Origin of the sequence: Clostridium tyrobutyricum DSM 2637 = ATCC 25755 = JCM 11008, from assembly GCF_000359585.1 — a bacterium.
Taxonomy (GTDB): Bacteria; Bacillota; Clostridia; order Clostridiales; family Clostridiaceae; genus Clostridium_B; species Clostridium_B tyrobutyricum.
On the sequence record NZ_APMH01000003.1, the window covers coordinates 63110 to 89143 of the forward strand.

The window sequence follows — 26034 nt, forward strand, 5'->3', positions numbered from 1 at the left end:
ATATTCCAATGCAAATTTGAGGAGGTCTATAATTATTATGAAGAAAAAAAGTTTAAAAGCTCTTGTTGTAGCTATGGCAATTACAGTATTAGCTGGAGCCTTTACAGGATGTGGATCCACTTCTACTAGTAAAGATGGAGGGACTAAAGGTACTGAGACAAAAAAATTATCTGGATCAATAACATTGGCAGGCTCTACTGCATTACAGCCATTGGCAGAACAACTTGGCAAAACTTTTATGGATAAAAATTCAGGTGTTACTGTAAATGTACAAGGTGGCGGAAGCGGTACTGGATTAAACTTGGCATTAAATGGAACTGCTGATATTGGTAATTCTGATGTTGCTGCAGAATCAAAATTATCTCAAGATAAGGCAAAACAGTTAGTAGATAATAAGGTTTGTGGTATAGGATTTGCTGTAGTTGTAAATTCTTCTACTAAAGTTGATAGCTTAACTAAAGATCAGATTCAGAAGATATTTACAGGAGAAATAACAAACTGGAGTCAGGTTGGAGGAGATAATACTCCTATACAGGTTATTAATAGGACTAAGTCATCTGGTACTAGAGCTACATTTAAGGATACTGTAATGGGTGGAAAAGATGAAAAAGAAGGTCTTGGTACAACACAGGATTCTAATGGAAATGTAGAAAATGCTATAAAAACTACAAAAGGATCTATAAGTTATTTAGCATTATCATACTTGTCAGATGCGGTTAAACAAAATGTAAAACCTTTAAAGATAGATGGCGTAGAAGCTACTAATGAAAATATAGAAAGTGGAAAATATCCATTCTGGTCTTATGAACATATGTATACAAAAGGAGAACCAAAGGAACTTTCAAAGGCATTTATAGAGTATGTATTAGATGATGCCAACAAAGAAACAATAACTAAGCTTGGATATATTCCAATGAGTGATATTAAAGCAAAATAGTAATTTTCTGTAGGTTGACTGTTTTCAAACACAGTCAACCATTTGTTGAGTTTTTCTAAATTATTACAACACATAATAAAATTAAATTTGAGGTTGATTAAATGAAAAAAAAATCTTTATGGAAGAGTTTGAAAAATGAATATATAGGAAGGGCATTTTCTACATTCTGCGGATTTTTAATTATAATATTAACTCTTTGTATTATAGCTTTTATAGCATCCAAGGGATTAAACACTTTTATAAAACACGAATATTCAATAACTGAATTTTTATTTAAATCTTCATGGAATCCGGATGCTACTCCTCCTAAACTTGGTGCTCTTGTATTTATTGCAGGATCCACACTTGTTTCTTTGGGAGCAGTTATGATAGCTGCTCCAATAGGTATTTCACTTGCCATATTTATGAACTATATATCTCCAAGATTGGGCTCAAAAGTAATTCAGCCTGCAATTGAATTATTTGTGGGTATTCCATCGGTAGTGTATGGATGGGTCGGTTTTAGTGTCTTGATTCCATTGTTAAAATCAGGATTTGGTGGTATAGGTTTTAGTTTGATTGCAGGTATAATTGTTCTGAGTATAATGATATTACCCACTATTACCAGTATATCTGCAGATGCAGTTAAAGTTGTACCTAAAACTTATGTCGAAGGTTCTTATGGATTGGGGGCTACAAGATGGCAGACTATATCAAAGGTAATAATACCATCAGCTAAAAATGGAGTGCTTACAGGGGTTGTATTAGGTCTTGCTAGGGCCTTTGGGGAGGCTTTGGCGGTACAAATGGTAATCGGTAATGCAATAAAGTTTCCTCATGGACTATTGAGTCCAACAGCAACTTTAACTAGTATACTTACTATGGACATGGGTAATACTGTATCTGGAACTGCCTGGAATGATGCACTTTGGTCACTAGCATTATTATTACTTATAATATCTTTTGTATTTATTATTATAATAAGATTAATTGGAAAAGGGAGTGAAATTAAGTAATGAAAGCTAAGCTCAAGGATAAAATCTGGACCAAAGTTTTATATGTAATATCCGGTTTTGTAATATTACTCTTATTTGCCTTAATAATATACATATTATTTAAAGGTGTTGGATTTTTCAAGCCATCCTTCCTATTTGGAAATGCTAAATATGGTGAATCTGGAGGAGGTATAGGACCTCAGCTTTTCAATTCCTTTTATATGCTTGTTGTAGCACTTATTATAAGTGTGCCATTAGGAGTAGGGGCAGGAATATATTTAGCTGAATATACAAGAAAAGGAATAATATTAAATATAATAAGACTTTGTATAGAAACAATGTCATCCCTTCCTTCTATAGTAGTAGGATTATTTGGACTCCTTGTATTTGTCAGCATGACTAATTGGGGATTTACCCTTTTATCAGGTGCACTGGCAATATCTGTACTCAATCTTCCAGCACTTACCCGTGTAAGTGAGAATGCCATAAGAGAGGCTTCAAAGCCTGTGAAAGAAGCTAGTCTTGGATTGGGAGCAACGAGGTGGCAGACTATATCAAAAGTAGTTCTTCCATCTGCAATACCTGAAATTTTGACCGGAATAATACTGGCTTCTGGAAGAATATTTGGAGAAGCTGCCGCACTTTTATATACTGCAGGTATGAGTGCACCAAGACTGAATTTTGCAGCTGACAATTTGGCAAGCAGTACATCACCATTTAGTTTGTTTAGACCTGCTGAAACTTTGGCAGTTTATATATGGAAATTGAACTCAGAAGGTATGGTACCTGATGCTGCACAAATTGCAAATAAAGCTTCAGCAGTTTTAGTAATAATGGTACTGCTGTTTAATCTTCTAGCTAGAATATTGGGTAAGAAGATATATGAATCATATACAGGCAAGAAATAAGGAGGAAAGTTTATGTATACAATATATACTAGAGACCTGGATTTATATTATGGAAATACCCAGGCACTTAAGAAAGTAAATTTAAATGCAGAGAAAAATTCTGTAACAGCATTAATAGGTCCATCTGGATGTGGCAAGTCTACTTTTTTAAGAACTATCAATAGAATGAATGATCTTATAGATTCAGTGAGAATTGAAGGAGAAGTTTTTTTTGAAGACAAAGATATATATAAGGATTATGACGTAATAGAATTAAGAAAAAGGATAGGTATGGTATTTCAAAATCCTAATCCCTTTCCAATGTCAATATACGATAATGTAGCTTATGGACCAAGAATACATGGAATGAAAAATAAAAACACATTAGATGAAATTGTTGAGAGAAGTTTAAAGGGTGCAGCAATATGGGATGAAGTAAAAGATAGATTAAACAGGAGCGCACTTGGACTTTCAGGTGGACAGCAGCAGAGACTATGTATAGCGAGAACACTGGCTGTGGAACCAGAAGTGCTTCTAATGGATGAACCAACTTCTGCATTGGATCCTATATCAACGTTAAAAATAGAAGAACTTATGGATATACTTAAGAAAAAATATACTATAATAATAGTAACGCATAATATGCAGCAGGCAGGTAGAATATCAGATTATACTGCATTTTTTTTAAATGGTGAAATAGTGGAGGATGGAAAAACCGAGGAAATATTTTACAAACCAAAGGACAAGAGAACAGAAGATTATATAACTGGAAGGTTTGGATAATATATATAATATAAGCTAAGTAGGGGATGTGATTGTATGACAAGGAAAGTTTTTGATTATGCATTGGAGGAAATGCATAATGATGTTTTAAGAATGGGAAGTATAGTTGAAAAGCAAATTCACCAGTGCATAGAATCATTGGTACATCAAGATGAAGATTTAGCTAGGCAGGTTATAAAAAATGATGATATGGTAGATGACCTTCAGAAGGAAATTGAGGATAAATGTATAAAACTAATAGGAAAAGAACAACCGCTTGCTATAGATTTGAGAACTATATTTACGACATCTAAATTAGTTACAGATCTAGAGAGAATGGCTGATCATTCTGTTGATATCGCTAAAATAACTCTTAGAATTAAAAATGAGCAATATGATGTAACCTCAATAAATATATCTGAAATGTCTACAATGGTTAACAAAATGATAAAGATGGCACTTGATGCCTATGTGTCCAGGGACATAGAAGATGTATATGCAGCATGTGAAATGGATGATAAAATAGATGCAGTTTTTAAAAATACATTTTCTGAAATACTTGAAATAATGAGTAAGGACAATACAAAAATAAACCAGATGACATATTTCCTATTTGTATTTAAATACTTGGAGAGAATAGCCGATCATGTAACAAATATATGTGAAGGAACTATTTATTTGGTTACAGGAGAACAAAAAGATCTAAATGATTAAATATTATATTTTAAAGGTTCAGCTTTATGTTAAATATAGCTGAATTTTTTTATGTACCAAAAAACTTGTATTTTTTTCGACAAAATAGGATATTTTATTATTTTATTATTTATTTACTTTATGGTATACTTTATAAGGTTGCAACAAATATTTTCAATAACCGGGAGGGATATAATGTTCAGTTTTACTCCAAAAGAAGACAAGTTTTATGAATTTTTTGAACAGAGTGCCAATATAGCATATAAAGCAGCTAATTCATTGGTAGAATTTTTAAATGATCTTAAAAATTCAGAAGTAAATATGAAAAAAATAAAGGATATAGAGCATGAAGGGGATAAGAAACAACATGAAATATTGGCCGAATTGAATAAAACATTCATTACTCCAATTGACAGGGAAGATATATATCTTATAGCGAAAGATATGGATGATATTGTCGATTTGATAGAATCTTCTGCAAGTAGATTTGTGCTTTTGAATGTTAATGTTTGTACAGATGAAGCGAGAAAACTTGCACAAATGATTTTGGAATCATGTAAAGTTATTATAGAAATAATGAAAGAACTGAAAAATATGAAGACGAGCAAAACACTTTCTGAAAAAATAATAAGAGTAAATGGAATAGAGGAGAATGGAGATATAATTTCCAGAACAGCTATTAAACAAATTTTTAGAAGCAATATGGAAGTTATTGATATTATAAAATGGAGAGAAATATATCAATATTTAGAAGATACATTGGATTCTTGTGAAGATTTAGCCAATGTTGTTGAAGGAGTAGTAATGAAAAATGCTTAGTAATACTTTTATATTAACTATTGTAATAATTATAATTTCAATGATATTTGATATAATAAATGGTTTTCATGACAGTGCAAATGCAATAGCATGTTCTGTTTCTACCCGAGTATTGTCATTGGAACAAGCTGTGGCTATTTCAGCTGTACTTAATTTTACAGGCGCTTTTATGAGTGTAAAAGTTGCGGAGACTATAGGAAGTGGGATAATTCATCCTGCTGATATAACACAAAAAGTAATTATAGCAGCTTTAATAGGGGCCATAATATGGAATTTAATAACTTGGTATTTTGGAATACCAAGCAGTTCATCACATGCCCTTGTAGGTGGCTTAATTGGATCAGCTGTCGTATACAAAGGGACTTTTCTTATTGTAAATTGGTCAAATCTTTTTTGGAAGGTCATACTATGGCTTATATTATCTCCTGTAATAGGGTTTATAGTAGGATTCATTTTTATGAATATAATAAATGCATTTCTAATAAATAAAAGACCATCTACTGTTACAAAAATATTTTCAAAAGCTGAGATTTTCTCTACCATGTTTTTAGCCTTAAATCATGGAGGAAATGATGCACAGAAAACTATGGGAATTATAACAATGACATTGATAAGTGCTGGATTTATCAAGGAATTTTCAGTACCTTTGTGGGTAAAGGTAAGTTGTGCTCTTGCTATGGCACTTGGGACAGCCCTTGGTGGCAAAAGAATAATTAAGACTATGGGTTCTAAAATGGCAAGGATAGTGCCTGTAAATGGATTTGCGGCAGAATTGGGTGCATCCAGTGTTATATTAACAGCTACTATGTTCCATGCACCGGTAAGTACAACTCATATAATAACTACTGCCATAATGGGTGTTGGTGCATCAAAAAGATTTTCTTCAGTAAGATGGGCTATAGTAAAAGACATTCTCGTAACTTGGATATTTACTATACCAGGTTGTGCTGTTATTTCAAGTTTAGTTATAACTTTTATAAATCTATTTTAATATTTTTTATGACTTTTGCGATTTAGTAGTTTAATAAATAAAGCAAAAGTCATTTTAATACTAGATTAATTTAGCGCTACATTGACTAAATGGGAGTATTACGGTATATTTTATAAGTAAGTATGTAATAAATCAACACTAGGAGTTTTTAAATGAAAAATGAAATATCAGCAGTAGCACATGGAAGTATTGCAGAAGAAATGGAAATAGAAGCTGGAGATCGTATTTTAAGTATTAATGAAAAAGAAGTTAAGGATATTATAGATTATAAATTTTTGATAAGTGGTAATTATGTGAAGGTTGAAATAGAAAAAAGTAATAGTGAGATATGGGAACTGGAGATAGAAAAGGAATATGATGAAGATTTAGGTGTGGAATTTAAGGATTTTATCCTTGACAAACCTAAAAGCTGTCATAATAAATGTATATTTTGCTTTATAGACCAGCTGCCAAAAGGCATGAGAGAAACTCTCTATTTTAAAGATGATGATTCAAGATTGGCTTTTCTTCAAGGAAATTTTGTAACCCTTACAAATATGAGTGATGATGATATAAATAGAATAATTAAATATAAAATAAGTCCCATAAATGTATCCGTTCATACCACCAATCCGGAACTCAGAATAAAAATGACCAATAATAGATTTGCAGGGAATCTGTATAAAATATTAGAGAAACTGACATCTTCAGGAATAAAGATAAATTGTCAAATAGTTTTATGTCCTGGAATTAATGATGATAAAGAATTGGAAAGAACTATTGAAGAATTATATAAACTATATCCTCAAGTTGAAAATGTATCCGTAGTTCCCGTGGGAGTCACTAAATACAGAACCGGTCTTTTTAAAATGAAGTTGTATGATCAGCATTCATCAGCAGTTCAACTTGATAGAATGAAAAAACTTCAAAATAGATACATCTCCCAGACGGGTAAACCTTTTGTGAGGATGTCCGATGAATTTTATGTAATAGCAAAACGTGATGTTCCTGATACTGATTTTTATGATGGATTTGGACAATTGGAAGATGGAATAGGAATGATAAGAATATTTAGGAACAATATAGAAAATAGTTTGAAAATGGTTGAAGATGGATTCTTTAAATTAAAAGGGTCATTTACATTTGTTACAGGAAAATCTGCCTATGTTGAAATTAAGAACGCTGTAGAGAAGATAAGAGAGCTTAATGAAAAAATATATATAGATGTTAAAGGTATAGTAAATAATTTTTTTGGAAATACAATAACTGTAGCAGGTTTGATTACTGCTACTGATATTATGGAGCAGACAAGGAATACCATACTAGGTGATAATATTATTATCCCGGACTGTATGCTTAGAAAAGGATATGAACTTGGTTCTGATAAGAGAAGAGTATTTTTGGATGACATAACGGTAGAACAATTAGAAAATAAATTGGATAGAAATATCCTCGTATGTGAATATAGCGGTGAGGATTTATTAGATATTATAATACAAAACTGTATATCATAATTAATTAGTAATAAGGGAGGAATACTTATGGGAAAACCAATAGTAGCTATAGTAGGAAGACCTAATGTTGGAAAATCTACTCTATTTAATAAATTGGCAGGCAAGAGAATATCTATAGTAGAGGATACACCAGGGGTAACAAGAGATAGAGTTTATGCACAGGCAGATTGGCTTAAATATAACTTTACCATAATAGATACAGGTGGAATTGAACATGAGAGCAGTGATATTATTGTTTCTCAAATGAGAAGACAGGCACAGATAGCTATAGAAACGGCCAATGTAATAATATTTATGGTAGATGGAAGAGAGGGACTTACTGCTGCAGATAAAGAAGTAGCTCAAATGCTTAGAAAGAGTGGAAAGTCCATAGTACTTGTAGTAAATAAAATAGACAGCTTAAAACTCGAAGAAAATTCTTATGAATTTTACAATTTGGGTATAGGAGAACCTATTACTATATCAGCATCTCAAGGATTGGCTTTAGGAGATATGCTGGATGAGGTAGTAAAGTATTTTGAAGATGATGATAGTGATTCAAAAGATGATGAATATATAAAAATAGCTTTTATAGGAAAGCCGAATGTTGGAAAATCTTCATTGATAAATAAATTATTGGGAGAAGAACGTGTAATAGTCAGTGATATACCTGGAACTACAAGGGATGCCATAGACAGCTACCTTGAAAGGGATGGAGATAAGTTCCTATTAATAGATACTGCAGGAATTAGAAGGAAAAGCAAAGTCAAGGCTGAAATTGAAAAGTACAGTGTTATAAGAAGCTATACCGCAATAGAAAGAGCTGATATATGCATATTATTGTTGGATTCTACTGAAACAATAAGTGATCAAGATGAAAAGATAATAGGGTATGCACATGAAATGAATAAGGCTATACTTATAATAGTAAATAAATGGGATTTGGTAGAAAAAGATACAAAGACCATGAATAACTTCAAGACCATGATAGGTAAAAGTTTATCTTTTATGCCATATGCACCATATTTATTTATATCTGCAAAGACAGGGCAGAGAGTAAATAGGGTTTTAGATACTGTAAAAAAATGTTATGACAACTACAACAGACGTGTGAAAACTGGAGTCCTAAATGATGTAATCAATAAAGCTATTATGATGAAAGAACCTCCTGTAATCGGACTTAAAAGATTAAAAATCTATTATGTTACACAGACGGGAGTTCAGCCACCAACATTCATATTTTTTGTAAATGATATCTCTTGTGTTCACTTTTCATATAAAAGATATCTAGAAAACCAACTTAGAGATAATTTTGACTTTACAGGAACTGGCATAAAAATAGAATTTAGGGAAAAGAAGGATGTCTAATTATGAACAAGGATATATGTTTTTTAGGGGCTGGAAGTTTTGGAACAGCGTTATCAATAATATTAGCAGAAAAAGGAAAGAGGGTTATACTCTGGGATAGAAATCACGACTTAATTAATTCTATAAATTCTACAAGAGAAAATAAGAAATATGTTAAAGGAGTGAGACTGCCGCAATCTATAGAAGCATCTTTTGATTTAAAAAACACGGTACAGAATTGTATGTATATAGTTTTAGCAATTCCTTCCCATGTTATTAGAGATATGTGTAAAAATATAAGATATTACTTAAGGAATGACCAAATTATTATAAGTATTGCTAAAGGAATTGAAGAAGAGACGGGAAAAAGATTGTCTGAAGTTATAAAAGAAGAATTGCCTGAAAATGAAGTTGTAGTTATTTCAGGCCCGAGTCATGCTGAAGAAGTTGCTAATAAGTTGCCAACTACAGTTGTAGTTTCTTCAGAAAATATGGATATAGCACGAAATGTACAGGATGTTTTTATGACAGATAAATTTAGAGTATATACAAATTCAGATATAAGAGGTATAGAAATAGGAGGGGCTGTCAAAAACATAATTGCACTGGCAGCAGGAATATCTGATGGAATTGGATATGGTGATAATACAAAAGCAGCTCTTATGACAAGGGGAATTAGTGAAATATCCCGCATAGGAGTTAAACTTGGAGGAAAAAAGGAAACCTTTTCTGGGCTTACAGGAATAGGAGATCTTATAGTTACTTGTACTAGTATGCATAGCAGAAATAGAAGGGCTGGAATACTAATAGGAAAGGGAAAATCTGCAAAAGAAGCGGTTGAGGAAGTTGGAATGGTAGTTGAAGGTATAAAAGCCTGTAGGGCCTTCTATAAATTAAAGAATAAGCTAAATGTACAAATGCCTATAACTGATTCTCTATATAAAGTATTATTTGAGAAAAAAGATGCAAAACAAGTTGTATATGAGTTGATGACTAGAGACAAAAAGGATGAAAACTAATAAATTTTTATAATATATGAATAATATGCAATTCCTATAAATATATATATATTGTTATTATTAGAATCTTGGGGGGTATACTTTGGATAACTTTGATATATACAAGGACATATCAGAAAGGACACAAGGAGATATATATGTAGGAGTTGTAGGACCAGTTAGAACTGGAAAATCCACTTTTATAAAGAGATTTATGGAACTTATGGTTCTGCCTAATATGGAGAATTCCTATAAGAAACAGAGGGCTAAAGATGAATTGCCTCAGAGTTCATCAGGAAAGTCCATTCATACAACAGAGCCTAAATTTATTCCTAATGAGGCTATAGAAATAAGTTTAAATGAAAATACCAAATTTAAAGTAAGAATGGTAGACTGTGTAGGATATATTGTTAAAACTGCAGTGGGATACATGGAAGGGGAAGAGGCCAAAATGGTATCTACTCCTTGGTATGACTATGAGATACCTTTTGAAGAGGCAGCTGAAATAGGTACTAAAAAGGTAATAGATGAACATTCTACAATAGGACTTTTAGTAACTACAGATGGTTCTATAGCAGATATACCTAGAGAAGATTATTTGGAACCTGAATCTAGGGTAGTAGAAGAATTGAAGTCTATAAATAAACCTTTTATAATAATACTTAATTCAAAACATCCTTATGATCCTGAAACTATAGATGTTAAAAAATCTATGGAAGAAAAGTATGATGTTCCCGTTCAAATAATGGATGTTATGAATATGAAAGAAGAAGATGTAACTAATGTTTTTCAGCGAATTTTAAAAGAATTTCCTATAAAAGAGATAAACATAGATATACCAGAATGGATTGAAAAGTTGGAGCTTTCCCATTGGTTAAAAGTGGATTTTATAAATCTCGCAAGAGATATGTGTAAAAACATATATAAAGTGAGAGATATAGAACGGTCCTTAGATGGTTTTAGTGATGTGGAGTTTATAGGAAAATCCATAATAAAGGAAATAAATATGGGACAAGGTACATCCAGAATCGAAATCAAACCAAAACAGGATTTATTCTATAAAATATTAAGTGAGGTTTGTTCCGAAGAAATTCAAAGTGAAAGTGATCTTTTAAATGCTGTAATTGAGATGCATGGTGCAAAGGTTGAATATGACAAGGTATCTGATGCATTAAAAGATGTAAAGGAAAATGGTTATGGATTAGTAGCTCCACAGCTTTCCGAGATGAAATTAGAGGAGCCTCAAATAGTTAAACAGGGAAATAGATTCGGGGTTAAATTAAAAGCCAGTGCACCATCCCTACATTTTATAAGAGCTGATATAGAGGCTGAAATATCACCTATAATGGGAACAGAAAGAGAAAGTGAGGAAATGGTAAAATCACTTCTTGAACAGTTTGAAAGTGACCCATCTAAAATATGGCAGAGCAATATGTTTGGCAAGTCTCTTGAAATACTTGTAAAAGAGGGACTTCAAAATAAGCTCTACAAGATGCCGGAAGATGTACAGGTTAAAATACAAAAGACACTCCAAAAAATAATAAATGAAGGAAATGGCGGGCTAATATGTATAATACTTTAAATCAATAACACTAATTTATCATATAGACGCACCCATAGAAATAGTATAATATTTCTATGGGTGTGTCTATTATGAGTATTTTATGGTATAATCGTTTTAAAATGTGCTTTAAGCTGAAATATTAATATATATCTTGAAATTGTAATTGGTATTAGCTTATAATTAATAATGATTTATTATTGAGTGTGGAAGGATGAATTTCAATGATTAGGAGTATGACTGGATTTGGAAGGGGAAGTGTAGATAACCCCAAAGGCAGTTTTGTAGTGGAGATAAAAACAGTAAATCATAGATATTGTGATTTAAATATAAGAATGCCCAAAAGTTTTATGCCAATTGAAGATAGAATGAGAAAATTGGTTCAAAAGTCAGTAAAACGAGGTAAAGTAGATATATTTATTACTCAAGGTAATTATGAAAATAAAAATGTTACGGCTGTATTGGATCAAGGGCTTGCTGATAGTTATGTTAAATGTCTAAAAGAGTTAAAAGAAAGATATAATATAAAAGAAAGCATATCTTTAGGACTTATTTCAAAGTTTCCTGATATAATTACTGTAAAACAGACAGAAGAGAATTTGGATGAAATTTGGGACATATTAGAACCTGCTTTTAATGAAGCTATACATATGCTTTTAAATATGAGAGAAAAAGAAGGAATTAAACTTAAAAATAATGTTATTTTAAAATGTAATTCTATTAAAAAAAGTTTAGAAGGTATAGATGATAAATCTGATATAATAGTCGAAGAATTTAGATGTAAATTAAATAATAGATTAAAAGATTTAATAAATGATAATGAGCTAGATGAAACTAGAATTGCAATGGAAGTAGCCATATTTGCGGATAAATCCTGTATTGACGAAGAAATAGTAAGGTTATCCAGCCATATAATACAATTCAAAGATACTCTTGAGCTGGATGAACCTGTTGGCAGAAAATTAGATTTTATATTACAGGAAATGAACAGGGAAGCTAATACCATAGCTTCTAAATCTACCAATTTAGAAATAACTAAATTAACTTTAAACATAAAAAATGAAATAGAAAAGATAAGAGAGCAAATTCAAAACATAGAATAAGAGGAGGAAACATATGGGCATAAAGTTAATAAACATAGGCTTTGGAAATATAGTATCGGCAAATAGATTGGTGGCAATAGTAAGTCCGGAGTCTGCTCCAATAAAGAGAATAATACAAGAGGCACGAGATAGGGGAATGCTTATAGATGCAACTTATGGAAGAAGGACTCGTGCTGTAATAATAACAGATAGTGATCATGTAATACTTTCAGCAGTGCAGCCCGAAACAGTAGCACATAGATTGTCATCCAATAAAGACATGGAGGAAGATATAGTAGAGGTTGAGGAATAATGAAAAAAAAAGGACTTTTAATAGTAGTATCAGGACCATCAGGTGCTGGTAAAGGAACAGTTTGTTCAGCTCTTCTCAAAAAAAATGATTTTTGGATGTCTATTTCTGCTACCACAAGGCAGCCAAGAACTGGTGAGCAAGATGGAGTCAATTATTACTTTTTGACAAAAAAAGATTTTGAAAGTAAAATAAAAAACGAAGATTTTTTAGAATATGCTGAGGTATATGGAAATTATTACGGCACTCCAAAGCAGTATGCCTTGGAAGCTATAGGACAAGGAAAAGATGTAATACTTGAAATTGATATTCAAGGTGCACTTAAGGTAAAGGAAAGCTATCCTCAGGGGGTATTTGTATTTATTTTACCTCCATCTATGAAAGAATTAAAACATAGAATAATATCAAGAGGAAGTGAAACTCCAGAATCTTTGATGACTAGATTTAAATCTGCTTATAAAGAAATAAATTATGTGTCAAAATATAATTATGCTGTTATAAATGATACTGTTGAAAATGCAGTGGAAACAATACAATCCATAATTATAGCTGAAAGGTGCAGAGTGGATAGGGTAAAAGACGAAATATTAAATTCTAAGGAGGGTATTATAAATGAGCAACTCTATGATTAATCCATCTATTGTAGATTTATTAAAAAGAGTAGATAATAGATACACTTTGATTACAATAACATCTAAAAGGGCGAGACAGTTAATTGAAGGATCAGAGCCTATGGTTGACATAAAGTCTACTAAACCAGTTACAATAGCTATAAATGAAATTGATAAGGGACTAGTAGATTTTGAAACTGTAATAGAAGGTATAAAATAATGGATAAGTGTAAAAAGACAGTGGTTGTTGGAGTAACTGGGGGAATAGCTGTTTATAAGGCACTTGATGTAATAAGCAAACTAAAAAAAAAGAATTTTGATATACATGTAGTAATGACAAAGTCAGCAATGGAGTTTGTAACTCCTCTGACCTTTCAAACTATTAGCCAAAATATAGTAAACTCGGATATGTTTTCAGAACCACGTGCGTGGGAAATACAACACATTTCTCTGGCAAAAAAAGCCGACTTAATGCTGATTGTTCCAGCTACTGCGAATATAATAGGAAAGGTTGCATCTGGAATAGCAGATGATCTTTTATCTACTACTATTATGGCTACAAAGTCACCAGTAGTATTTGCACCGGCAATGAACACAAATATGTATAACAATCCTATAGTTCAGCAGAATATAGATAAATTGTCAAAGTTGGGCTATGAATTTATAAAACCGGATAGTGGAAGACTTGCATGTGGTGATATAGGAGATGGAAAACTTCCAGATACTTCTTTTATATCAGGGATAATAGAAAGTATGCTGTACGATAAAAAAGATTTAAAAGGTAAAAATGTTCTTGTAACTGCAGGACCAACTTTAGCCTGTATAGATCCAGTAAGATATATAACCAATAAATCATCAGGTAAAATGGGTTATTGTATTGCTGAAGAAGCTAGAGACAGGGGAGCAAAAGTTACACTTATTTCAGGACCTACAAAATTGCCAATCCCTTTTGGAATAAATCACATAGGCGTCAATACAAATAGAGAAATGTTAAATGCTGTATTGGATAATTTTGATTCGCAGGATATAGTTGTAAAAGCTGCAGCAGTGGCTGATTATAAGCCAAAAGTATATTCTGATATTAAAATAAAAAAGTCAGAAGATGAACTTTCATTGAACTTTGTAAAGGATACAGATATATTGAAGAGACTTGGTGAAATAAAAACCAAACAGATACTTGTAGGATTTGCAGCAGAAAGTAATGATCTGATTAAAAATGCCGAGGGAAAATTGAAAAGAAAAAATTTAGATTATATAGTTGCAAATAATATAACTGCTGTAGATACAGGTTTTGCTTCAGATGACAATAAAGTTACAGTATTGTCAAAGACGGGTGAAAAATTGGATTTACTCAAGATGAGTAAAAGACAGCTAGCTAGAAAATTATTTGACATAATTGATTTAGCATAATTGCAAAGATATATTTTAACAAAATTGATGGTTTATTAAGAGGGGTTAGTTAGCAGGCCTCTCTTATTTGATGTATAAGCTAAAAAGGGTGATAAGGTGAATTATGCAGGTGTAATTGTGAATAAGACGTCTATTAATTTAGATAAAATTTTTACGTATAGAATACCAGATTATATGCAGAAAAATATATGTATAGGTTGTAGAGTAAAAGTTCCTTTTGGTAAGGGAAATAGAAGTATAGATGGTTTCGTATTGAGATTATATGATGAAATAAATTTAAATAATAAAATAAAAAGTATAATATCCATATGTGATAATTTTCCTCTTTTAACAGAAAAGGATTTGAATCTAATTGAACAGATGAGAAGAAGATATTTGTGTACTTATTTGGAATGTATAAAAGTATTTATCCCTACGGGATTGTTTAATGGAATGAAAGATAAAAGTGAAATACGGCTTTATAAAGGTGACAATTTAACAGGAAGATTTTTAAAGGAACCTTATATGAGTATTTATGATATAGTGAGCAATTATGAAGGTATATATACAAAAAATTTTATGAGTAAAAAGTATAATTTGTCTCTATCATCAATAAATACAATGATTAAACATGGTTTTATAATAACTGAAAAAAAAGTTGTAAGTAGATATGACAAAAACAAGTATGAAGTATATTCCAGAAAAAAGTTAAATTATGAACAGGAAAAGGCAGTTAAATCGATACTAAATTCTAAAAAAAGTGAATTTCTTATATATGGTGTTACAGGAAGCGGCAAAACTGAAATATACATGCATATAGTAGACGAGATGCTTTTAGAGGGAAAGGATGTTATAATATTAGTTCCTGAAATAGCTCTTACACCTCAGATGGTAGAAAGATTCAAGGGGAGATTTGGAAACAATATAAGCGTATTTCACAGTAAACTTTCAAAAGGCGAAAGATACGATGAATGGATGAGAATAAAAAGAGGTGAAATAAAAGTAGCCATAGGTGCTAGGTCTGCTGTTTTTTTACCCTTTAACAATCTTGGAATGATAATAGTAGATGAGGAACATGAGGAAAGTTATAAATCTGATAGTAACCCTAAATATAATGTTAGAGAAATTGGTAGAATGAAATGCAATGAGTATAACTGTAAAATGGTACTTGGATCTGCTACTCCTTCAATTGAAACTTACAGTAGATGTAAAACCGGGGATATAGAACTTATAAAAATAAAAAATAGGGCAGATGGAGCTTCTATGCCAGAAGTAAAAGTTATTGATATGAGAGAAGAGTTGTTGAATAATAACAATTCCATGTTTAGCAAGGCCTTATATGATTTAATTTCTGATAGATTGAATAAAAAGGAACAAATAATATTATTCTTAAATAGAAGAGGATTTTCTACATTTGTATCTTGCAGAAAATGTGGATATATATTTAAGTGTAATAATTGTGACATATCTCTTACTTATCATCATGACATAAAGAAGTTAGTTTGTCATTATTGTGGAAGTAAGATAAATGTACCTAAAGTTTGTCCTAGATGTGGGAGTAGATATGTAAAATATTTTGGAATAGGTACAGAAAAGATAGAAAGGGAAGTTAAAAAAGAATTTCCCCAGGCCAAAGTTTTAAGGATGGATTTTGATACAACGAGAACTAAACATTCTTATGAAAATATCTATAATATATTTAAAAATCATAAAGCTGATATTTTAATAGGAACCCAAATGGTAGCTAAAGGCTTGGATTTTAGCAATGTTACTCTTGTGGGAGTTATAGCAGCAGACTTATCATTAAATTTACCTGATTTTAGATCAGCTGAAAGAACATATCAACTCATAACTCAAGTTTCGGGAAGAGCTGGAAGAGGTAGCAAACAAGGCAAAGTCATAATTCAAACGTATAGCCCCGAAAATTATAGTATAAAATATGCAGCAGCTGGTGATTATGAGGATTTTTATGAAGAAGAGATAAGCATAAGGCGCAGTATGTATTATCCACCATTTTCAAATATACTGCTTATAAATATGAGTAGTAAAAATGAGAACATATTAATAAAAAATATACAAAGAATTGCTATATTGTTAAAAAATAAACTGGCAGACCATGATAAAATTGAAGTAATGGGACCATGTCCTTGTATTATATCGAAGATAAAGGAAATGTTTAGATGGCAGATAATGATTAAGGGAAAAATTGATTTGGATATAGCACAAAATGTCAAGAAAACAGTGTATAATTTAATTAAAGATGTCTATAGTGATATAAAGATAAGCATAGATATCAATCCTAATAGTACTATTTAAATTGGAGAGGAGCAATAAAAAATGGCTTTAAGAAATATAAGAAAATACGGTGATGAAATACTTAGAAAGAAAAGTAGAAAAGTGGATAATATAAATGACAGAATAACTACACTTTTATCAGATATGGAAGAAACACTCTATAATGCAAATGGAGTTGGACTTGCAGCCCCACAAGTTGGAGTATTGAAAAGAGTTATAGTAATAGATATAGGTGAAGGTATAATAAAACTTATAAATCCAGAAATAATAGAAACAGAGGGCAGTTATATAGATGAAGAAGGATGCCTAAGTATACCTGGTAAACAGGGAAAGGTAGAAAGACCATATAAAGTAAAAGTAAAGGCACTTAATGAAAAAGGTGAGGAAATAATAGTAGAGGGAGAGGAACTTTTGGCAAGAGCTTTATGCCATGAAATAGATCACTTGGATGGAATACTTTATATAGATAAAGTTACAGATCAAAGGGGAGAAGATTAATATATGGATATAGTTTTTATGGGAACTCCGGATTTTGCAGTAACTTCTTTGAAATCGCTAATAGAGAAATTTAATGTTAGGGCAGTTTTTACCCAGCCTGACAGACCAAAAGGAAGGGGCAAAAAAATTTCTCAATCTCCTGTTAAGAAAACTGCATTATCCTATGGTATAAAAGAAATATATCAACCGGAAAAATTAAAAGAAGATACAATTTCCATACAAAAATTGAAATCAATAAATCCTGATTTTATTGTAGTAGTAGCTTATGGTCAAATACTAACAAAACAGATACTTGACATACCTAAATATGGATGCATAAATCTTCATGCTTCTCTTCTACCAAAATATAGAGGAGCAGCCCCTATAAACTGGTGCATAATAGATGGAGAAAAAGAGACTGGAAATACTACAATGCTTATGGATGAGGGACTTGATACTGGAGATATTCTTATGAGCAATAAAGTTGAAATTACAGAGGATATGACAGCTGGAGAACTACATGATATATTGATGGAAGATGGAGCTAATCTTATTATCAAAACTTTGAAGAAATTTAAAGATGGCACTATAATTAGAAAAAAACAAGGTAAAACATGTACGAATTATGCTAAAATGTTAAATAAGAATATAGCAAAAATAAACTGGCAATTAGATGCAAAAGATATAAAAAATCTTATAAGAGGATTGAATCCGTGGCCAGTTGCCTATACTAATTATGGGAAAAAAAATATGAAGATATATAAGTCCAAAATTACAGATGAAATTTCAAGTATGGAGCCTGGAACTATAATTGATGTATGTGAAGCTGGTATAAAAGTATGTTGCAAGGACAAAATACTCTTGATTGAAGAAATACAATTTCCTGGGAAAAGATGCATGAGTGTAGATGAATATATAAGAGGAAATTCTATAGAAAAAGGCCTGATCCTAGGAAAATAATCTATTCAATACAATGCAAAATTAATTTCAATCTAAAAAGAAAGGAGTTAAAAATATGTTGTTTGACAGAAGTTTTATCATATTGATTCCAGCACTTGTAATTGCAGCCTATGCACAATATAAAGTATCATCTACCTTCAATAAATATTCAAAATATCGAAGTAAAAATGGATATACTGGAGCTCAGGTAGCAAGAATGCTCTTAGATTATAGTGGCTTAAATTATGTTCCAATTGAATTGATACCAGGACATTTAAGTGATCATTATGATCCTTCCAAGAAAGTTATGAGATTATCTGAAAGTGTGTATTATGGTAATTCTGTAGCATCTATTGGTGTGGCAGCACATGAAACAGGTCACGCCATTCAGCATAAAGAAAAATATATTCCTTTGATTTTCAGAAATAGTATAGTACCTGTTGCAAATTTTGGTTCAAGTGCATCATGGATACTATTTATATTGGGATTTATGTTTGGCATAAGAGGACTTGTTAGCATAGGAATAATACTTTTCACTGCAGTTGTATTATTTCAAATAGTAACTCTTCCTGTAGAACTTAATGCATCTAGTAGGGCACTTAAAATACTCGATAGAAGAGCAATATTATATAATGATGAATTGAGAGGAGCAAGAAAAGTTCTTGGAGCGGCTGCTATGACTTATGTAGCTGCAGCACTTACATCTATAGCCAATCTTCTTAGATTGATTTATATAAGCAGAGAAAGAGATTAATGATATAGGAGAAAAAATGAATAATTCTAGATTTGTAGCAATTACTATATTGCAAGAAGTACTTTATAAGGGAGCTTATTCAAATATAGCTCTTAATAACCAATTGAATAAGAGTAATTTGAATAAAAAAGATAAGTCCCTAGTTACTGAAATTGTATATGGAACATTGAAATATAAATATGCTATTGACTGTATACTTGACGGATTTTTAAAAAGTAATTTAAAGGATATGGATAAATTCATAGTAAATGTATTGAGAATATCCATATATCAAATAAAATATTTAGACAAGATACCAGATTTTGCAGTGGTAAACGAGGCTGTAGAATTGTCAAAGAAAAAATCATCAAAGCTTTCTAAAGTTGTAAATGGAGTGCTTAGAAACTATCTGAGAAACAAACAGGGTAAATATCATAAAAGTAATAATTATATAGATAAATTATGTTTTGATTACTCTTTTCCAAAATGGATGGTAAAACTTTTTATATCCCAATATGGAGATGAAAATATTAATAGAATACTAAATGGATTAAATGCTACTCCTAAGATTACTGTTAGAGTAAATAGACTATTTTCAGATGAACATATAATATGCAATGAACTTGTGGAAAATGGGTATAGTGTGCAATCAGGAATAGTATGTAAAGATTCCATAGTAATAAATAGGGGCAGCAGTATAAATGAAAATCCATTATTCAAATGCGGCAGGATATCAGTACAAGATGAAAGTGCCATGCTCGCTGTTACATCTATGGATCTTGCTAACAATATGGTAGTATTTGATATGTGCAGTGCTCCAGGAGGAAAAGCATCATATGCAGCGGAAATTATGGGAAACACAGGCCAAATTTTTGCCTTTGACATATATAAAAATAAAATAAAGTTGATAGAAGCAAATATTGAAAGACTAGGAATAAAAAATATTAAGGCAACTTTACAAAATGCTGAAATTTACAATGATAAATTAAAAGAGAAAGCAGATAGAGTTCTCATAGATGTACCTTGTTCAGGACTTGGTATAATAAGAAAAAAACCTGAAATAAAGTGGAATAAAAATATGAAACAATTAAAGGAAATAATAAATATACAGAGAAATATAATTAAAAATGCATCTAAATATGTAAAAGTCACTGGTAAGCTTATATATTCCACCTGTACTATAAATAGAGAAGAAAATGAAAAAAATATAAATTGGTTTATAAATAATAATCCTGAATTTGAGTTGGAAAAGATTGATTATGGTCCAATAGACAATATAATTTACCATAAAGAAGGATATATTACCATACTTCCAAATGAAAATATGGATGGATTTTTTATTGCAAAAATGATAAAACGTAGGTAGGTTTAATATGTATAATATTTTAGATTTTAGTTTAGATGAATTAAAAAAATGGATGACGGATACAGGGGAAAGTTCATTTAGAGCAAAACAGGTAATGGATTGGCTTTATAAAAATCAAATATGGGATTTTGATAATATGAAAAATATTCCCCAAAATACAAGGCAGCTTCTTAAAAAGAATTTCTATATAAGTATTCCACAGCTTGTAAAAACATATGAATCTGAAAGAAAAGATACATTTAAGTACTTATATAAATATGACGATGGTAATATTATTGAAACCGTAGTGATGAAATACAATAGAGGAAATTCTATTTGTGTATCAACTCAAGTTGGCTGTAATATGGGATGCAGGTTTTGTGCGTCTACAATAGGTGGAATGGTTAGAAATTTAAGCTCAGGAGAAATATTGGCACAAGTTTTAGCCTGTCAAAAACAAATTGGAGAAAAAATATCCAATATAGTTTTAATGGGAAGTGGAGAACCATTAGATAATTATGATAATGTACTTAAATTTATTAAAATAGTTAACTCACAGTACTGCTTAAATATAGGACAGAGACATATAACTCTTTCAACGTGTGGTATAGTACCTAAAATAAAGAAGCTTGCTGAAGAAAAGATGCAGATAACCCTTGCAATATCACTGCATGCAGCTGAGGATACACTCAGAACTACAATGATGCCTATTGCAAATAAATATTCTATAGATGAAATTATGGAATCTTGCAGGTATTATATAAATAAAACAGGAAGAAGAATTTCTTTTGAATATGCATTAGTTCAGGGCGTAAATGACAGTGATAGATGTGCTTTGAAATTAGTACACCTTTTAAAAGAAATGCTGTGCCATGTGAATTTAATACCTGTAAACAAAATAAAAGAAAATGGATTCAAACAGTCTTCTAAAAATAATATTGAAAATTTTTTACGTATATTATCTAAACATGGAATAGAGACTACAATAAGAAAAGAAATGGGTTCAGATATAGATGCAGCATGTGGTCAACTTAGAAGAAGTTATTTGGATTCCAAAAAGAATAGAGAAAGGGTGTAGAAAATGGTGGGGATCTTATCGGATGTAGGAAAGGTAAGAAAGCTAAATGAAGATTGTGTAGGATTTTATGAAGGTAATGATTTCAAAGTATATGTTATAGCTGACGGAATGGGTGGACACAATGCAGGAGAAGTAGCCAGTAAGATAGCAGTAGATACAACAATTTCTTATATGAAATCCATAAAAATATCAGATAATATGCAAGATGATTTAATAAAAGCCATAAATATTGCTAATGAGAAGATTTTTAAACTTTCAAAGAGCAGAGAGGATCTATCTGGTATGGGGACAACTATAACAGCTTGTTTAGTAAAAGATGACCATATGATTACAGGAAATGTAGGTGACAGTGGATGCTATATTATAAAAAAAGACGGAATAAGTAAAATTACAAAAGACCATTCACTTGTACAACAACTTATAGATGAAGGAAGCATAACAGAAGAAGAAGCAGCTGTTCACCCAAATAAAAATATAATAACTAGAGCACTTGGAACTAATGCATCTGTTGAAGTGGACACCTTTAATGTAAATTTGAAGGATGTAGATAGAGTACTTATATGTACCGATGGCTTGTCAAATGAAGTTAGTGTAAATGAAATGTATGAAATTATAATGAAAAATAGCAATAACAAAGATGCCTGCAAACAGCTGATAGATTTAAGTAAGCTAAGAGGTGGAAGAGATAACATATCAGTTATTGTATTTGAAGGAGAGTGTAAATATGATAGGAACAACTCTGGGAAATAGATATGAAGTGTTGGAAAAAATAGGGGAAGGAGGTATGGCAATTGTATATAAGGGCAAAGATAAATTATTAAATCGTAATGTAGCTGTTAAAATTTTAAAAGAGCAATTTTCAAGTGATACTGAATTTGTTAAAAAATTCAAAAGGGAAGCTACAGCGGCAGCCAGTCTTTCAAATAATCATATAGTCAACATATATGATGTAGGAAGTGATAATGATATAAATTATATAATAATGGAATATGTAAGTGGCAAGACTTTAAAACAGGTTATAAAAGAAAATGGAAAGCTTGCTCCAAATAGAGCTGTGGAATTATCTATACAAATAGTAAAAGCTTTAGAATGTGCACATAAGAATAATATCATACATAGGGATATAAAACCTCATAATATACTTGTAACAGATGATGGAACAGCAAAAGTAACTGACTTTGGCATAGCCAAGGCATCTAATTCTGTGACTATAACTAATTCTAACAGAATAATGGGATCAGCTCATTATTTTTCACCAGAGCAGGCAAAAGGCAGTTTTGTAGATTTTAGAACGGATATATATTCATTGGGAATAGTTATGTATGAAATGGTTACAGGACGTGTTCCCTATGATGCAGATAGTCCTGTTTCAGTAGCTTTAAAGCACATACAGGAACCTGTAGTTCCACCTAAAGAATTAGATGAAAATATTCCAGATAGTCTAAATAAATTAATATTAAAAGCTGTGGAAAAAGAACCTATTAGAAGATACCAGACTATGACCGCCATGTTGCTGGACTTAAATAAGATACAAAATAATCAAAATCCTAATATTGTAGATGATGATTTTGAAGAAGATATGACTAGGATAATGGATCCAGCAGATGTTAATAATGCCATAAGTGCAGCTAACAATCAAAATGATAAAAATAATGATAATGATGACGATGAAGAAGAACTTGAAGATTCAGTGCCCAGTAAAAAGAATATACTTGATCCAAAGAAAAAAAGAAATATATTATTGGCTGCATTAGCTGTATTGATAGTAGTTATAGGATTTATAGTAGGATATAATAAGATATACAGTGGAGTAGCAGAAACTACAGTTCCAAATATAGTGGGAATGAAGCAGTCAGATGCAAAGAGCACTGTAGAAGCTAAAAAATTGAAATTTGTAGTAGTTGGTAAAGAAAATAGTGATAAACCGAAAGGTACAGTAATAAAAGTTTTGCCTAAAGCAGGAACAAAGGTAAAAGTTAATTCAGAAGTAAGAGTTAGTATAAGTGGAGGCAAGAAGCAGCTTACAGTTCCAAATGTAGTGGGAACTGATCTGGATACTGCTAAAGATATTATTACTAAAAGTGGTTTGAATGTTGGAGATATAAGTTATAAGTATAGTGACAATGTTGCAAGTGGAAATGTAATAAGCCAGGATCCCCAATCAGATTCTAATGTGGATGATAGTTCCTCAGTAGATTTAGTTGTAAGCAATGGACCGGAAGTTAAGTATGCAACAGTTCCCGATGTAACAGGGAAAAATATTGACGAAGCAACTTCGATACTTGAAAATTCAGGATTTAAAGTTGCACCAAGTCAAGTAGATACTCCAGACAGCTCGCTTGCTGGTAAGGTTTCAAGTCAGAGTGCAGTAGGATCCCAAAAACAAGGATCTACAATAACTCTGTCATACTATAAATATGTAGAAGCAGCAAGTTCGAAGAATCAGAATGATAATAGTGGCAATAATGATGGTAAAGATGGGTCACAACAAGGCAGCGGAAGCAGTAATAGTGATGGATCACAACAAGGTGATGGAAGCAGTAACAGTGGTGGATCACAACAAGGCGGTGGAAGCAGTAACAGTGGTGGATCACAACAAGGTGGTGGAAGCAGTAACAGTGGTGGATCACAAAACAGCAACGATGGTGGATCACAACAAGGCAGTGGAAATAGTAATAGTGGTGGATCACAACAAGGCAGCGGAAGCAGCAGTGGAAGTGGATCACATAATAAAAATTAATATTATATGATTATAAATAAAAAATTTTGATTGGAGGAATTATGCAGGGAATTATAGTTAAGGGAATAGCTGGTTTTTATTATGTAAAAACAGAAGAAAAAATAATTGAATGTAAATCCAGAGGAAAGTTCAGACATAATGAACTTTCCCCTATGGTAGGTGATAATGTAGAAATTCTATGTGATGGAGATACAGGGGTTATTGAGAGGATTTATCCAAGGAAATCTCAGATAATTAGGCCAGTTGTTGCCAATGTAACCCAATCACTTGTAGTTTTTTCCATTAGGAAACCAGAAATAAATACAGAACTTTTAAATAAGATGCTTATAAATTGTCAGTACAATAATTTGAAAATTATAGTTTGTATAAATAAATTGGATTTGGGAGTATCTGAAGATGAACGTAATATTGTAGATATGATAAAAAGCATTGGATATGAAATACTTTTTTTAAAGGCAAAAGAGGGAACAGGAATAGAAGAGGTAAAAAAGAGATTGAAAGATGAGATTACTGTCTTATGTGGACCTTCTGGAGTTGGAAAATCCACTATATTAAATCACATTGCTGGTGAAAAACTTATGGAGACAGGTGTTATAAGTCAAAAACTTAAAAGGGGAAAACATACTACACGGCATAGCCAGTTAATAGAAGTAGAAGGTGGGTTCATAGTAGATACTCCCGGATTTTCATCATTTAAAATGGATTTTATAGATAAAGAGGAATTAGCACAATGTTTTCCTGAATTTAATGATGCCCTAGGAAAGTGCAAGTTTACTAGCTGTCTTCATTATAAAGAACCAGGTTGTGCTGTTAAAAGCATGGTAAATGAAGGCAGGATAAATAGTTTAAGATATGATTTTTATATTAAAATGTTAGAAGAAATTTCAAATAATAAAAAAAATAAATGGTAGGTATGAATTATTAATCACAAGGAGGAAAATTATGGTGAAAATAGCACCTTCAATATTATCAGCGGATTTTTCAAAATTAGGAGAGGATATAAAAAGTTTAGATAAATATGGAGCTGATCTAATCCATATAGATGTAATGGATGGAATGTTTGTGCCAAATATATCTTTCGGTATTCCGATTATAAAATCTATAAGAAAAATAACAAAACTTCCTTTTGATGTACATCTTATGATAGAGGACCCTTCTAGATATATTAGGGATTTTGTTGAAGCTGGGGCAGATATTATAACAGTTCATTTTGAAGCAGATAGACATATAGATAGAACAATAAATTATATAAAGAGTTTTGGAATAAAAGCTGCAGTTGCTCTTAATCCTGCAACTCAGATTGAAAATATAAAGTATTTGATACCAAATTTGGATATGGTACTTGTAATGTCTGTTAATCCAGGTTTTGGAGGTCAAAAATATATAGATTATTGTTATGACAAAATAAAAGAGGTAAAAAAACTGGCAGATGAATATAATAGGGATATGATGATAGAAGTAGATGGTGGCATTGGAAAAAACAATATAAAGAAAGTTGTAGAAAGTGGTGCAAACGTTATTGTAGCCGGATCAGCCGTATTTAAAGATAAGGACATCAAAAACAACATATCATCCCTAAGAGGTGAAATTTAAT

Annotated in this window: 26 protein-coding genes; all 26 read left to right on the forward strand. The window is 31.4% G+C overall.

Annotated features, from left to right (window positions below; genetic code table 11):
* Positions 1–37: 37 nt before the first annotated feature.
* The 26 genes from J418_RS0102445 (at position 38) to rpe (ending at position 26033) form a co-directional block, all read left to right on the forward strand.
* The gene (locus J418_RS0102445) at positions 38–937 is read left to right on the forward strand and encodes a phosphate ABC transporter substrate-binding protein (RefSeq protein WP_017894722.1); all 900 of its coding nucleotides are present in this window, start codon (positions 38–40) and stop codon (positions 935–937) included.
* 101 nt (positions 938–1038) lie between these two features.
* The gene (pstC, locus tag J418_RS0102450; RefSeq protein WP_017894723.1) at positions 1039–1932 is read left to right on the forward strand and encodes a phosphate ABC transporter permease subunit PstC; all 894 of its coding nucleotides are present in this window, start codon (positions 1039–1041) and stop codon (positions 1930–1932) included.
* Positions 1932–2819, forward strand: coding sequence for a phosphate ABC transporter permease PstA (gene pstA, locus J418_RS0102455; protein WP_017750684.1), 888 nt, complete (start codon positions 1932–1934; stop codon positions 2817–2819). Before pstC ends, pstA begins: the two co-directional genes overlap by 1 nt.
* 12 nt (positions 2820–2831) lie before the next feature.
* Positions 2832–3581: a phosphate ABC transporter ATP-binding protein PstB gene (gene pstB / locus J418_RS0102460; RefSeq protein ID WP_017750683.1), complete on the forward strand. Its 750-nt coding sequence runs from the start codon at positions 2832–2834 to the stop codon at positions 3579–3581.
* A gap of 36 nt (positions 3582–3617) precedes the next feature.
* Positions 3618–4274 (forward strand): phosphate signaling complex protein PhoU, encoded by a 657-nt coding sequence (gene phoU, locus J418_RS0102465; RefSeq protein WP_017750682.1) that lies wholly within the window; start codon positions 3618–3620, stop codon positions 4272–4274.
* A gap of 174 nt (positions 4275–4448) precedes the next feature.
* Positions 4449–5072: a DUF47 domain-containing protein gene (locus tag J418_RS0102470; RefSeq protein WP_017750681.1), complete on the forward strand. Its 624-nt coding sequence runs from the start codon at positions 4449–4451 to the stop codon at positions 5070–5072.
* Entirely contained in the window at positions 5065–6063 is a 999-nt protein-coding gene (locus J418_RS0102475; RefSeq protein ID WP_017750680.1) for an inorganic phosphate transporter, read from the forward strand. Before J418_RS0102470 ends, J418_RS0102475 begins: the two co-directional genes overlap by 8 nt.
* 152 nt (positions 6064–6215) lie before the next feature.
* Positions 6216–7556 (forward strand): DUF512 domain-containing protein, encoded by a 1341-nt coding sequence (locus J418_RS0102480; protein WP_017750679.1) that lies wholly within the window; start codon positions 6216–6218, stop codon positions 7554–7556.
* A 27-nt stretch (positions 7557–7583) separates the two neighbouring features.
* Complete coding sequence (gene der, locus J418_RS0102485; protein WP_017750678.1) at positions 7584–8903, forward strand: ribosome biogenesis GTPase Der; 1320 nt, start codon at positions 7584–7586, stop codon at positions 8901–8903.
* 2 nt (positions 8904–8905) lie between these two features.
* On the forward strand, positions 8906–9901 hold the full coding sequence (locus J418_RS0102490) for an NAD(P)H-dependent glycerol-3-phosphate dehydrogenase (RefSeq protein WP_017750677.1): 996 nt from the start codon (positions 8906–8908) through the stop codon (positions 9899–9901).
* An 82-nt stretch (positions 9902–9983) separates the two neighbouring features.
* Positions 9984–11462 (forward strand): stage IV sporulation protein A, encoded by a 1479-nt coding sequence (spoIVA, locus tag J418_RS0102495; protein WP_017750676.1) that lies wholly within the window; start codon positions 9984–9986, stop codon positions 11460–11462.
* Positions 11463–11665: 203 nt separating this feature from the next.
* Positions 11666–12544: a YicC/YloC family endoribonuclease gene (locus tag J418_RS0102500; RefSeq protein WP_017894724.1), complete on the forward strand. Its 879-nt coding sequence runs from the start codon at positions 11666–11668 to the stop codon at positions 12542–12544.
* A gap of 13 nt (positions 12545–12557) precedes the next feature.
* The gene (gene remA / locus J418_RS0102505) at positions 12558–12836 is read left to right on the forward strand and encodes an extracellular matrix/biofilm regulator RemA (RefSeq protein ID WP_017750674.1); all 279 of its coding nucleotides are present in this window, start codon (positions 12558–12560) and stop codon (positions 12834–12836) included.
* A complete protein-coding gene (gene gmk, locus J418_RS0102510) occupies positions 12836–13465 on the forward strand; it encodes a guanylate kinase (protein WP_017750673.1) in 630 nt (209 codons plus the stop codon). Before remA ends, gmk begins: the two co-directional genes overlap by 1 nt.
* Positions 13446–13664 (forward strand): DNA-directed RNA polymerase subunit omega, encoded by a 219-nt coding sequence (rpoZ, locus tag J418_RS0102515; RefSeq protein ID WP_017750672.1) that lies wholly within the window; start codon positions 13446–13448, stop codon positions 13662–13664. The genes gmk and rpoZ overlap by 20 nt, the downstream gene beginning before the upstream one ends.
* A complete protein-coding gene (coaBC, locus tag J418_RS0102520; protein ID WP_017750671.1) occupies positions 13664–14854 on the forward strand; it encodes a bifunctional phosphopantothenoylcysteine decarboxylase/phosphopantothenate--cysteine ligase CoaBC in 1191 nt (396 codons plus the stop codon). The genes rpoZ and coaBC overlap by 1 nt, the downstream gene beginning before the upstream one ends.
* Positions 14855–14950: 96 nt before the next feature.
* Entirely contained in the window at positions 14951–17149 is a 2199-nt protein-coding gene (gene priA / locus J418_RS0102525; protein WP_017750670.1) for a primosomal protein N', read from the forward strand.
* 21 nt (positions 17150–17170) lie between these two features.
* On the forward strand, positions 17171–17626 hold the full coding sequence (gene def / locus J418_RS0102530; RefSeq protein ID WP_017750669.1) for a peptide deformylase: 456 nt from the start codon (positions 17171–17173) through the stop codon (positions 17624–17626).
* A gap of 3 nt (positions 17627–17629) precedes the next feature.
* Positions 17630–18565, forward strand: a complete 936-nt coding sequence (gene fmt / locus J418_RS0102535; protein ID WP_017894725.1) for a methionyl-tRNA formyltransferase — start codon at positions 17630–17632, stop codon at positions 18563–18565.
* A gap of 55 nt (positions 18566–18620) precedes the next feature.
* A complete protein-coding gene (locus J418_RS0102540; RefSeq protein WP_017894726.1) occupies positions 18621–19298 on the forward strand; it encodes a zinc metallopeptidase in 678 nt (225 codons plus the stop codon).
* Between the two features lie 16 nt (positions 19299–19314).
* Positions 19315–20643 carry a 16S rRNA (cytosine(967)-C(5))-methyltransferase RsmB gene (gene rsmB / locus J418_RS0102545; RefSeq protein WP_017894727.1) on the forward strand — a complete coding sequence of 443 codons (1329 nt, stop codon included), beginning with the start codon at positions 19315–19317 and terminating at the stop codon, positions 20641–20643.
* Positions 20644–20650: 7 nt separating this feature from the next.
* Positions 20651–21700, forward strand: a complete 1050-nt coding sequence (rlmN, locus tag J418_RS0102550) for a dual-specificity RNA methyltransferase RlmN (protein WP_017750665.1) — start codon at positions 20651–20653, stop codon at positions 21698–21700.
* Positions 21701–21703: 3 nt separating this feature from the next.
* Complete coding sequence (locus J418_RS0102555) at positions 21704–22450, forward strand: Stp1/IreP family PP2C-type Ser/Thr phosphatase (RefSeq protein WP_017750664.1); 747 nt, start codon at positions 21704–21706, stop codon at positions 22448–22450.
* Positions 22425–24440 carry a Stk1 family PASTA domain-containing Ser/Thr kinase gene (pknB, locus tag J418_RS15415; protein ID WP_017894728.1) on the forward strand — a complete coding sequence of 672 codons (2016 nt, stop codon included), beginning with the start codon at positions 22425–22427 and terminating at the stop codon, positions 24438–24440. Before J418_RS0102555 ends, pknB begins: the two co-directional genes overlap by 26 nt.
* Before the next feature lie 41 nt (positions 24441–24481).
* Positions 24482–25351 (forward strand): ribosome small subunit-dependent GTPase A, encoded by an 870-nt coding sequence (gene rsgA / locus J418_RS0102565; protein ID WP_017894729.1) that lies wholly within the window; start codon positions 24482–24484, stop codon positions 25349–25351.
* Between the two features lie 31 nt (positions 25352–25382).
* Positions 25383–26033 carry a ribulose-phosphate 3-epimerase gene (rpe, locus tag J418_RS0102570; RefSeq protein WP_017894730.1) on the forward strand — a complete coding sequence of 217 codons (651 nt, stop codon included), beginning with the start codon at positions 25383–25385 and terminating at the stop codon, positions 26031–26033.
* Position 26034: the final 1 nt, after the last annotated feature.